The organism is Yoonia sp. (assembly GCF_036007805.1).
Classification (GTDB): domain Bacteria; phylum Pseudomonadota; class Alphaproteobacteria; order Rhodobacterales; family Rhodobacteraceae; genus Yoonia.
The window spans coordinates 25,762-35,454 of the sequence record NZ_DASYOK010000042.1 but is presented as its reverse complement, the minus strand read 5'-3'; the positions used below and the strand labels follow the sequence as shown (position 1 = coordinate 35,454).

Here is a 9,693-nt window from a genome sequence, read left to right as displayed (position 1 = left end):
TCGTCAAGCACAAGCGCAAGCGTGTCGCGCAGGTCGTCGGAGAGTGTGTTCATTGCGGCCGTCAGCCAGTCCAGTTTGTCGGTCGTATCTTTGATGGCGGCGGTGCGGTTCACTTCCCAGTCGCCCCAGCCGGTTGTCGCTTTGGCATAGGTCGCGCGCTTGCGTCGCCGGTCGTGGGCTGCGTTCACGGCGACGCGGTAGAGCCAGGTGGTGACCTTGGCGCGGCGCCCGTAGCTGGCGAGTTTTGCGGGCAGTGCGGCGCAGATGTCCTGCGTCAGGTCCTCGGCCTCGGAGCGTGATCCAGTGAGCCGGAAGCAAAACGCGAAGAGACGATCATAATGACGATCAAGCAGGCTGGCAAAAGCTGCCCCGTCACCGGCGGCAGCTGCTTCAGCAAGGTCCTCGTCGCTTGTCATCATACGCATCACGGTGGTTTGACGCGCGTGGATCGTCAATCCTTGGTAAGCGGTCAGATTTTTTTGCAAATGCGTGGTTTAACGTAAGGTGGATCAAGATACACCTTACGTTTTGGCTTACACACCCGTGCAAATATACTTCAGCTCGAGATAATCTTCGATCCCGTGGTGCGATCCTTCGCGCCCCAGCCCTGACTGTTTCACGCCACCAAACGGTGCCACCTCGGTCGAGATGATGCCGGTGTTCACGCCCACAATCCCGTATTCCAGTGCTTCGGCCACCTTGGTCACGCGGCTGAGGTCTTTGGCATAGAAATAGGACGCAAGCCCAAAGATCGTGTCGTTGGCCAGCGCGATCACATCATCCTCGTCTTCGAATTTGAAAAGCGGGGCGAAGGGGCCGAAGGTTTCGTCTGTGCTGACCAACATCTCTTTGGTCGCGTTTGTGACAATTGTGGGTTCAAAGAATTGCCCGCCCAGATCATGCGGTTTACCGCCTGTCAGGATTTCAGCACCTTTCGACAGCGCATCCGCGAGGTGCTCCTGAACCTTGGTGACAGCCTTTGGTTCAATCAGTGGCCCCAATGTGGTGCCATCTGTCATGCCGTCGCCCACACGCAGGGCCTCGACAGCGGTTTTGAATTTGGCGGCGAAAGCGTCATAGACGCCTGCCTGCACGTAGATACGGTTGGCACAGACGCAGGTCTGGCCGTTATTGCGGAACTTGCAGGCAATGGCCCCTTCGACAGCCGCGTCAAGATCGGCGTCGTCGAAGACAATGAAAGGCGCGTTGCCACCCAGTTCCATCGAGCATTTCATCACCTGATCGGCGGCCTGTGCCAACAGGATCCGGCCCACTTGTGTTGATCCGGTGAAGGTCAGTTTGCGCACAGCTGGGATGTCGCAGAACGCTTTACCGATTGCAGGGGCATCGGTCGAGGTGATGACCGAGAACAACCCGTCCGGCACGCCCGCCTCTTGCGCCAGCTTCGCCATCGCAAGGGCCGAAAGCGGCGTCAGCTCCGATGGTTTGATCACGAAAGCGCATCCCGCAGCGAGGGCAGGGGCCACTTTGCGCGCAATCATCGCATTGGGAAAGTTCCACGGGGTGATCCCTGCCGCGACGCCGATGGGTTGTTTGATCACGGTGATGCGCTTGTCTGCCATATGCCCGGGGATCGTTTCGCCGTAGACGCGCTTGGCCTCTTCTGCGAACCATTCCACGAAAGACGCGCCATAGGCGACTTCGCCGCGTGCCTCGGCCAGCGGTTTGCCTTGCTCGGCGGTCATGATGATTGCGAGGTCTTCCTGATGTTTCATCATCAGATCAAACCACTTGCGCAGCACATTAGCCCGTTCCTTTGCCGCGCGTGCAGCCCAGGGCTTGCGTGCGGCATCGGCTGCTGCGACCGCTTTTTCCACCTCTGCGACCGACAGGTCAGGCACTTTTGCAATCACATCGCCGCGCGCAGGATTGATGACGTCAAAGGTCTTGCCGTCCGCTGCTTGCACCCATTCACCTGCGACAAGCGTGTTTTCGCAAAGCAGATCAGGACGTGACAACATGGATTTCAGGTTCGTCATTTCGTCAAGCATGGTGGCCTCCTATCGGTTTCAGCGCTATCTGAACCATGCGGGCAGGTGCCGTAAAGGGGGGATATGATGGAATTGGACGAGGCATATGCGAACGCGGCCTATATTCCGGATGGCGTTACCTATCCCGCGCGCTGGGCAAAGGCCGCGGCGCACTTTCGCGAAAAGACACTGTGCGAACTTGATTTGCCCTATGGTGAAAGCGCGCGCCAGAAGCTCGATCTGTTTCATCCGCCGCGGCTTGCCAAAGGTTTGGTGGTCTTTGTTCACGGTGGCTATTGGCTGATGTCGGACAAATCTGACTGGTCGCATCTGGCCGCCGGCCCTCTTGCGCAGGGGTGGGCCGTCGCAATGCCGTCCTATGATCTTTGTCCTGCCGTCCGCATCACGGATATCGGCAATCAGATCGCCGCTGCAATCGCCTTTGCTGCGGGCCGCGTCCTTGGGCCGATCCGGCTGACCGGGCATTCTGCGGGGGGTCAACTGGTGGCGCGGATGACAGCAAGACGCAGCGGTGCGCGTTGGCAGGAGCGGGTTGCAAAAGTTGTGCCAATCTCGCCCTTGGGCGATCTGGCGCCTTTGATGCGGACATCCATGAATGCGGATCTCAAACTGGATGCGGCAGAGGTTCTGGCCGAAAGCCCAATCCATCTGCCCAAGCCGCAGGTCCCGGTGACGGTTTGGGTGGGGGCGGATGAAAGGCCAGTGTTCTTGGAACAATCTCGCACCTTGGCCGATGCGTGGGCCTGCGAACGGGTTGTCGCGCCTGACTGCCACCATTTCGATGTCATCGAACCGCTGTGTGATCCTGATAGTGCGTTGACTGCCGCATTGCTGGTGACGTAGCCAATTGGACAGTCTTGTGTCGGTAGACCTACACCTGATCACAACTTATAAACGCGTAATGTTGATGTATATTGCGCGATTCGCGCGACAGATTGGATGGTTTTGAAGATGAATATTTTGCGCGGTGTAGCTCTGGTGCTGATGACAGGCACATTGGTTGCTTGCGAACAGTCTTTTGACAAGAATAGTATAACGGATGGTGGCATAGACGCAGGCCCTCTGCGCGATGGACTTGCAAATGTTTGGATTGATCCCGACGGATGCCAGCACTGGTACATTGATGACGGGATTGAAGGGTATATGACCCCTCGCCTGAACCGCGACGGGACCCCAAGGTGTCAGGATGCCCGTGGCGAGATCATTCTGAAAGACGGCAGCCGTGTTGTCTCTGAGCCGGAACCAAGCAACAGCTGATCCGGAAAAGGCCATTTGAAATATGAAACCTAATTAGGCGCTGCGTTTGCAGCGCCTTTTCATTGTGGGGTTAGCGCATCGGATCAAACTGGGCGTTGGTCAGCGTGCAATCACGGATGACGTCCCGCCCACAATCGCGAAATTCCAAGTCACGTGTCAGACAGATCCGCGCCTCCTGAATATAGCCGGATTTACAGGTGATCGTGATCTGGTCGGCCTCGAGCTGGGTGTTCTCCGTCAGAAAAGCTTCTTCAACCAGTGACGCAGGCAGGGTGACTTGGCGCGTCAAAGCGCGAAAGACTTCGGGGCGTTTGATGCGGCCAAAGGCTTCGCGTGACAGCGCAAAATACGCATCCGATGATAGCCCCGAACACACCCCGTGTTTGCGCCATTGGTGCCAGGCAAGTCCCGATGTACCCATGATATCCGCCATGGCGGCGGTATCGCTGCGACTGGGGGATCTTTCGCTGGTCGGACAGTTTGCCGGATAGCCGCTTTCGTATTGCGGCCATAGCCCGTGCAGGATCCAGCCGAATTCTGCTGATGGATCGCACTGGGGCGACCCGCGCGCGTCGCCTTCCAGCGCGCACCAGTTCGCCGACCAAGACAGCGACATCACATAGTAGTCAAACTCACCCGCGCGGTCTTGGGCAGAGAGGGGTGACGCCAAGAGGCAAAGCAGGGCAAGGAGACGTTGCATTTTGATCTTTCCAAATTTCATCAGCTTTACTATACAGCCCCTAAGTTCCCCGACAATGCGAACCCGGCTGTCACCACAGTCTGCCCAGATCAGGGGCGCGGGAAAGGCTTGTCTGCTGATAAGATGGAGATGAAAGATGTCCGATAAACCGATTATGGCCAAAGCCACCGCAGTCTGGCTTTGCGACAACACAACGCTGACCTTCAAGCAGATTGCCGATTTCTGCGGTTTCCACGAACTGGAAGTGCAGGGCATTGCGGACGGCGATGTGGCGACCGGCGTCAAAGGGTTTGACCCGATTGCCAACAACCAGTTGACGCAGGAAGAGCTGGATAAAGCCGAAGCCGATCCAGCGCATAAGCTGAAGCTGAAGTTTTATGCTGCTGCCGCTGGTGAAGAAAAACGCCGTGGTCCGCGTTATACACCGCTGTCCAAGCGTCAGGACCGCCCTGCGTCGATCTACTGGCTGGTGAAATTCCATCCCGAACTGACCGACGGTCAGATTTCGAAACTGGTCGGCACAACCAAGCCAACCATTCAGGCGATCCGCGAGCGGACACACTGGAACATCAACAACATTGACCCGATTGATCCGGTTGCTTTGGGTTTGTGCAAACAGTCCGAGCTGGATGCAGCCGTGCAAAAAGCAAACGCCAAAAAGGCCAAAGAAGGTGCTGCGATGACTGATGACGAGCGCCGCAAGCTGGTCAGCACCGAGCAGTCGCTTGGTATGCCCGCCGAGCCGAAGATGCCAAGTGCGATGGCCGGTCTTGAGACATTCAGCCTCTCTGATCCGCGTGACGAGGAAGAGGAAGAAGATGATAACCGCGATGTTTCAGACGCGGATAGCTTCTTCAATCTGCCGGATGACGACGACAAGGACGACTAGGCCAAGAATTCAAAAGGGGCGCCCCGAAACGGAAGGCGCCCTTTTTCTTTGTCTATGATGGTCTGCGGGCCACGATGAACCGCGCTGACCTGTTTGTGCCAAAGTATCCTGTTTCGACCACCTCGAAACCTGCTTTGCTTATGGCCCTTTCCAGCCCGCCTGCATCAAAAACCAGAACATGCGGCGCTTTGCCAATCATTTGCATCACTTTGATCATGGGTTTGATCAGCAAATTCATATCCGCAAGGCAGGCGGTCTTGGAGATAAAGTAGCCACCCGGTTTGATCTGCTCGCGCAAATGCAGCAGTGTCTGGTCAAGGTCATCGACAAGGTGCAGAAGGCTGAAAGCGCAGGCCGCATCAAATGGGGCGTCTGCCATTGCGACGTTGATTTCTGATTGCACAAAGTCGATATTCTGTGGCCCGTCGTGTGCGATTTTGTCTTGGGCGATCGCAATCATGTTGCCCGATATGTCTGTGGCAGTGATCCGCCTGACGAAAGGCGCCAGTTTGATTGCGGTGCTGCCGGTGCCGCAGCCCACTTCGAGCAGGTGATCCTGTGCTGTCAGATAACTGCGTGTCCGCGCGAGCGTTTCTTCATAGGCGGCGATATCCTTGATGGGCGACGCCGCGTATTTCTTTGCGGCTTTGTCCCAAAACGCGGCGGTGGCCATTGGCGTGGTTCCTTTGTCGGTCATGTAATCTCGTGTGGCGCAGCTTACCTATACGTTAATCAGTTAGAAATTGCGAAAATTTGCGGTTTAGATATACATAAATGCATGAATTGGCAGGCCATATCATTTGACTGGAACCAAATTCGCGCATTCCTTGCGACCGCTGAGGAAGGCTCGCTGAGCGCTGCGGCGCGTGCCTTGCGCGCAACCCAGCCCACCATCGGCCGCCAGGTCAGCGCATTGGAGCGTGATCTGGGCGTCACTTTGTTCGAACGTTCAGGCCGGTCTCTTGTCATGACATCAGCTGGCCATGATTTGCTGGAACATGTGCAGGCGATGGGCGATGCGGCCAGCCGGATTTCGATGGTTGCATCAGGGCAGTCGCGCGATGTTGCGGGTCATGTTTCGATCACGGCGAGCGATTTGCTTGCTGCGGGTTTTCTGGTGCCGGTTCTGAAAAAGCTGCGGCAGGACGCACCCGGGATCATCGTTGATGTTGTCGCCTCGAACCGGCTTGAGAATTTGACACGGCGTGACGCCGATATCGCCATTCGCCATGTGCGCCCCGACCAGCCTGACCTGATCGCGCGACAGCTTCGGGATGCGAGGGCCGTCTATTACGCCTCTGCCGATTATGTCGCCCTCTATGGCAGGCCGAAGTCCGAGGCCGACCTTGGGCGGCACATTTTTGTCGGCCCGCGCGATACCACCCAGATGCTGGCATTCATGCAGGACCGCGGCGTCACAATTTCCCCTGATCAGTTCAAGGCAAATTCGGACAGCGGGGTGGTGATGTGGGAGATGATGCGCGCGGGTCTGGGTATTATGGTGGGGCCGGACAGGCTCTGGCCGCATGTTGACGGGGTTGAAACGCTGCTTTCGGATGCAGCGCCGATCACTTTTCCGGTGTGGATTGTCACCCATCGTGAACTGCGCACCAGCCGCCGGATCAGGATTGTCTTTGATGCTTTGGTGCAGGCCCTTGGCGGCGATTAAAGCGCTTTGCGCGCGTTCAGTGCGGCCGTAATTGTCCCGTCGTCCAGATAGTCAAGTTCACCACCCACAGGCACACCCTGTGCCAGAGAAGTGACCATGATGCCGGGCAGTTGATCGGCGATGTAATGTGCGGTCGTTTGCCCGTCGATCGTGGCGCCCAAGGCCAGAATAACCTCGGTCACGTTTTCGGTCTTGATCCGGTCGATCAGCTTGGGGATACGCAATTCGTCCGGCCCGATGGCATCGAGCGCAGAGAGCGTGCCACCCAGCACATGATAGCGCCCCTTGAACACCTGCGACCTTTCCATCGCCCAAAGATCGGCGACATCCTCGACAACGGCAATCTGTCCTGTGGCGCGTTTCTCGGAATTGCAAATCTCGCAGATATCTGTTGTGCAGATATTACCGCAATTGAGACACTCGCGCACTGTCGCACCGACCCGTTGCATTGCATCGGCCAAGGGCAACAGCACCAAAGACCGTTTCTTGATCAGATGCAGCACGGCGCGCCGCGCCGACCGTGGCCCAAGCCCCGGCAGCTTGGCCATCAGTGCAATCAGATTATCGAGGTCTTCGGTGCCGTTTGTCATTATGCTCACATCAGCCGCGAACAAATTTCGCGAAATTTGTTCTGGCGGCCTGAGAATTTTCGTCGAAAATTCTCGGGCTTCAGAAAGGCAGGTTCATGCCTGGCGGCAGACCCAGACCTTCGGTCAGTTTGCTCATTTCTTCTTGCGCGCGCGCGGTGGCCTTGCCCTGTGCATCTTTGATCGCCGCGAGGATCAGGTCTTCGACGACTTCCTTATCGTCGCCATTGAAGATCGACGGATCAATATCGAGGCCCTTGAGTTCACCTTTGGCTGTTGCGGTTGCTTTCACGAGACCCGCACCACTGACGCCTTCGACTATAATGTTCTCAAGGTCGTCCTGCATCTGGGCCATTTTGCCCTGCATTTCCTGCGCCTGTTTCATCATCTTGGCCATATCGCCAAGTCCGCCTAGTCCTTTGAGCATCTTGCGATCTCCTATTCTTTTTTGTCGCGTTTCAATGGTGCAGTGTAGAGCACGACACCGATACACACCAGTGCGGCAAAGAGGATGAAAAGCGTAGAATTTCCGATGCAGCCTTCGTTCATTGCTAACGCGCGGGTGTCCGCATTGCTGCCCCATCCCGTGGCAAGAAAGGTCGAGAGGCTCCAGCCTGCAACAACCACTAGCCCGCCCCATTCACTGCGGAACCGCACGGCAAGGGCGGTGCCGATAATCAGGATCAGCACAATGGGCGTTTGCAAAAGGAACAGCAGTTCGTCCAGAGCCGTGACTGGGACACCGTCCCAGCCGGGGCGCTGCAAGGTGCAGACCTCGGCCCATGCAGGTGCGGGTGCCACGAAGGCGGCCGCCCAGATCAGTCTTCGTCGAACGGGTCCCATTCTTCATCCACTTCGGGCAGCGCGTCTTCCAATGCGTGCTGCGCTTTTTCGGCCTCGGTCCGGATTTCGGTGATCTTGGCTTTCGGAAAGGCCGCGATGACCGCTTTGACCAAGGGGTGATCCTGCGCTTCTTGCAGGATTGCGTTCTCGGCGGCGTCACGCGTTTCGGCGATTGTCGGCCCGCCACCGTCGGCGACGCTGATCGCCCAGCGATTGCCGGTCCATGCTTGCAGGCGCGCGCCCAGACGCCCCACCAAATCGCGTGCGGCGTCAGGCGTCGGGTTCACCTCGATCCGGCCCGGCTGATAGCTGACAAGACGCAGGCCGGTTTCCACCTCAACCAGTAGTTTGACATCACGGTGGGTGCGGATCAGTTCGACGACATCCTTGAAGCGCGCGTAGTGCTGCAGCGCGTCCACGTCCAAAGCGCGCGCTGTTTGCGCTCCCGATGCTGACGGCCCGCCGGGGCTGGCGTGGGTGGGGGGCGGCGTGCTGCTGATTGCTTGGGTGCTGCCACCTTGCGGGGCAGGGCGCCCACCCGACGGGCCGCCGCCACCGCCCGCGGGTGGTGTGGCGTCCTGTAGCTTGCGCACCAGTTCTTCGGGGCTGGGCAGATCAGCTACATGGGTCAGCCGGATCACCGCCATTTCGGCGGCCATCATCGCGTTGGGGGCAATCGCGACTTCCTCCAGTGCCTTGAGCAGCATCTGCCACATCCGCGACAAAACCCGCATGGGCAGATTGCTGGCCATGGCCTGACCGCGCGTGCGCTCATCAGGCCCAATCGTGGGGTCTTCGGCGGCCTCGGGCGTGATCTTGATGACGCTGATCCAGTGGCACACTTCAGCCAGATCGCGCAGCACCGCCATCGGATCGGCACCGTCGGCATATTGGCCGGACAGTTCGGTCAGGGCGGCTGCAGCCTCGCCGCGCAGGATCATGTCAAAGAGATCAAGGACGCGCCCACGATCCGCCAACCCCAGCATCGCACGGACCTGATCGGCGGTTGTTTCTCCCGCGCCGTGGCTGATCGCCTGATCCAGCAGCGATTGCGCATCACGGGCCGAGCCTTCGGCGGCGCGGGTGATCAGCGCGAGTGCCTCATCCGTGATTTCGGCCCCCTCGGCGGTGGCGATTTTGCGCAAAAGGGCAATTTGCGTTTCCGGCTCGATCCGGCGCAGGTCAAAGCGCTGGCAACGTGACAGGACGGTCACAGGGACCTGCCTGATCTCGGTCGTGGCAAAGATGAATTTGACGTGCTCGGGCGGTTCTTCCAGTGTCTTCAACAGCGCGTTAAAGGCGTTTTTCGACAGCATGTGCACTTCGTCGATGATATAGATCTTAAAGCGGGCCGAGGCCGCGCGGTAATGCACCGAATCGATGATTTCGCGAATATCGCCCACGCCTGTACGTGAGGCTGCGTCCATTTCCATCACGTCAACATGACGCCCTTCCATGATCGCCACGCAATGTTCGCACTGCCCGCAGGGTTCGGTTGTCGGCCCGCCCGTGCCGTCAGGGCCGATACAGTTCATGCCCTTGGCGATGATCCGCGCGGTGGTGGTTTTGCCCGTGCCGCGAATACCGGTCATGATAAAGGCCTGTGCGATCCGGTCGGCGGCAAAAGCGTTCTTCAGCGTGCGCACCATCGCATCCTGCCCGACCATATCGGCAAAGGTTTCGGGCCGGTATTTGCGTGCGAGCACTTGGTATTGGGGCTGATCGGACATGGCGGC

Annotated in this window: 12 protein-coding genes; 4 read left to right on the top strand and 8 right to left on the bottom strand. The window is 58.2% G+C overall.

The features are described 5' to 3' along the window. Together VGP75_RS02420 and VGP75_RS02415 are read right to left on the bottom strand one after the other, a co-directional pair. Window positions 1-419, bottom strand: a 419-nt coding sequence (locus tag VGP75_RS02420) for an RNA polymerase sigma factor (protein WP_327542132.1), incomplete at its 3' end; no start/stop codon positions are given. A gap of 114 nt (window positions 420-533) precedes the next feature. After that, on the bottom strand, window positions 534-2,012 hold the full coding sequence (locus VGP75_RS02415) for an NAD-dependent succinate-semialdehyde dehydrogenase (RefSeq protein WP_327542130.1): 1,479 nt from the start codon (window positions 2,010-2,012) through the stop codon (window positions 534-536). A 66-nt stretch (window positions 2,013-2,078) separates the two neighbouring features. Between VGP75_RS02415 and VGP75_RS02410 the strand changes: the two genes are divergently transcribed. Further along, entirely contained in the window at window positions 2,079-2,855 is a 777-nt protein-coding gene (locus VGP75_RS02410; RefSeq protein WP_327542129.1) for a hormone-sensitive lipase, read from the top strand. Between the two features lie 108 nt (window positions 2,856-2,963). After that, entirely contained in the window at window positions 2,964-3,269 is a 306-nt protein-coding gene (locus VGP75_RS02405; RefSeq protein ID WP_327542128.1) for a hypothetical protein, read from the top strand. A gap of 70 nt (window positions 3,270-3,339) precedes the next feature. On the opposite strand, the gene VGP75_RS02400 is transcribed toward VGP75_RS02405, so the two are convergent. Further along, the gene (locus VGP75_RS02400; protein ID WP_327542127.1) at window positions 3,340-3,969 is read right to left on the bottom strand and encodes a ribonuclease T2 family protein; all 630 of its coding nucleotides are present in this window, start codon (window positions 3,967-3,969) and stop codon (window positions 3,340-3,342) included. A gap of 136 nt (window positions 3,970-4,105) precedes the next feature. Between VGP75_RS02400 and VGP75_RS02395 the strand changes: the two genes are divergently transcribed. After that, window positions 4,106-4,858 carry a DUF1013 domain-containing protein gene (locus VGP75_RS02395; protein WP_327542126.1) on the top strand — a complete coding sequence of 251 codons (753 nt, stop codon included), beginning with the start codon at window positions 4,106-4,108 and terminating at the stop codon, window positions 4,856-4,858. A 52-nt stretch (window positions 4,859-4,910) separates the two neighbouring features. On the opposite strand, the gene VGP75_RS02390 is transcribed toward VGP75_RS02395, so the two are convergent. Further along, the gene (locus VGP75_RS02390; RefSeq protein ID WP_327542125.1) at window positions 4,911-5,555 is read right to left on the bottom strand and encodes a class I SAM-dependent methyltransferase; all 645 of its coding nucleotides are present in this window, start codon (window positions 5,553-5,555) and stop codon (window positions 4,911-4,913) included. Window positions 5,556-5,636: 81 nt separating this feature from the next. Between VGP75_RS02390 and VGP75_RS02385 the strand changes: the two genes are divergently transcribed. After that, entirely contained in the window at window positions 5,637-6,527 is an 891-nt protein-coding gene (locus tag VGP75_RS02385; protein WP_327542124.1) for a LysR family transcriptional regulator, read from the top strand. On the opposite strand, the gene recR is transcribed toward VGP75_RS02385, so the two are convergent. The 4 genes from recR to VGP75_RS02365 all read right to left on the bottom strand — a co-directional run bounded on the left by recR (window position 6,524) and on the right by VGP75_RS02365 (window position 9,687). Next, window positions 6,524-7,117 carry a recombination mediator RecR gene (gene recR / locus VGP75_RS02380; RefSeq protein WP_327542123.1) on the bottom strand — a complete coding sequence of 198 codons (594 nt, stop codon included), beginning with the start codon at window positions 7,115-7,117 and terminating at the stop codon, window positions 6,524-6,526. The two genes, VGP75_RS02385 and recR, sit on opposite strands and share 4 nt — an antisense overlap. Window positions 7,118-7,196: 79 nt before the next feature. Then, window positions 7,197-7,541 carry a YbaB/EbfC family nucleoid-associated protein gene (locus tag VGP75_RS02375; RefSeq protein ID WP_327542122.1) on the bottom strand — a complete coding sequence of 115 codons (345 nt, stop codon included), beginning with the start codon at window positions 7,539-7,541 and terminating at the stop codon, window positions 7,197-7,199. Window positions 7,542-7,552: 11 nt separating this feature from the next. Continuing rightward, entirely contained in the window at window positions 7,553-7,957 is a 405-nt protein-coding gene (locus VGP75_RS02370) for a hypothetical protein (protein WP_327542121.1), read from the bottom strand. Next, complete coding sequence (locus tag VGP75_RS02365; RefSeq protein WP_327542120.1) at window positions 7,933-9,687, bottom strand: DNA polymerase III subunit gamma/tau; 1,755 nt, start codon at window positions 9,685-9,687, stop codon at window positions 7,933-7,935. Before VGP75_RS02365 ends, VGP75_RS02370 begins: the two co-directional genes overlap by 25 nt. Window positions 9,688-9,693: the final 6 nt, after the last annotated feature.

Bases quoted from the DNA above. Each gene is read 5' to 3' on its own strand.
- VGP75_RS02405 (WP_327542128.1), top strand. From the start codon at position 2,964: ATGAATATTTTGCGCGGTGTAGCTCTGGTGCTGATGACAGGCACATTG.
- VGP75_RS02365 (WP_327542120.1), bottom strand. From the start codon at position 9,687: ATGTCCGATCAGCCCCAATACCAAGTGCTCGCACGCAAATACCGGCCC.
- recR (WP_327542123.1), bottom strand. From the start codon at position 7,117: ATGACAAACGGCACCGAAGACCTCGATAATCTGATTGCACTGATGGCC.
- VGP75_RS02385 (WP_327542124.1), top strand. From the start codon at position 5,637: ATGAATTGGCAGGCCATATCATTTGACTGGAACCAAATTCGCGCATTC.
- VGP75_RS02410 (WP_327542129.1), top strand. From the start codon at position 2,079: ATGGAATTGGACGAGGCATATGCGAACGCGGCCTATATTCCGGATGGC.
- VGP75_RS02370 (WP_327542121.1), bottom strand. From the start codon at position 7,957: ATGGGACCCGTTCGACGAAGACTGATCTGGGCGGCCGCCTTCGTGGCA.
- VGP75_RS02375 (WP_327542122.1), bottom strand. From the start codon at position 7,541: ATGCTCAAAGGACTAGGCGGACTTGGCGATATGGCCAAGATGATGAAA.
- VGP75_RS02390 (WP_327542125.1), bottom strand. From the start codon at position 5,555: ATGACCGACAAAGGAACCACGCCAATGGCCACCGCCGCGTTTTGGGAC.
- VGP75_RS02415 (WP_327542130.1), bottom strand. From the start codon at position 2,012: ATGCTTGACGAAATGACGAACCTGAAATCCATGTTGTCACGTCCTGAT.
- VGP75_RS02395 (WP_327542126.1), top strand. From the start codon at position 4,106: ATGTCCGATAAACCGATTATGGCCAAAGCCACCGCAGTCTGGCTTTGC.
- VGP75_RS02400 (WP_327542127.1), bottom strand. From the start codon at position 3,969: ATGCAACGTCTCCTTGCCCTGCTTTGCCTCTTGGCGTCACCCCTCTCT.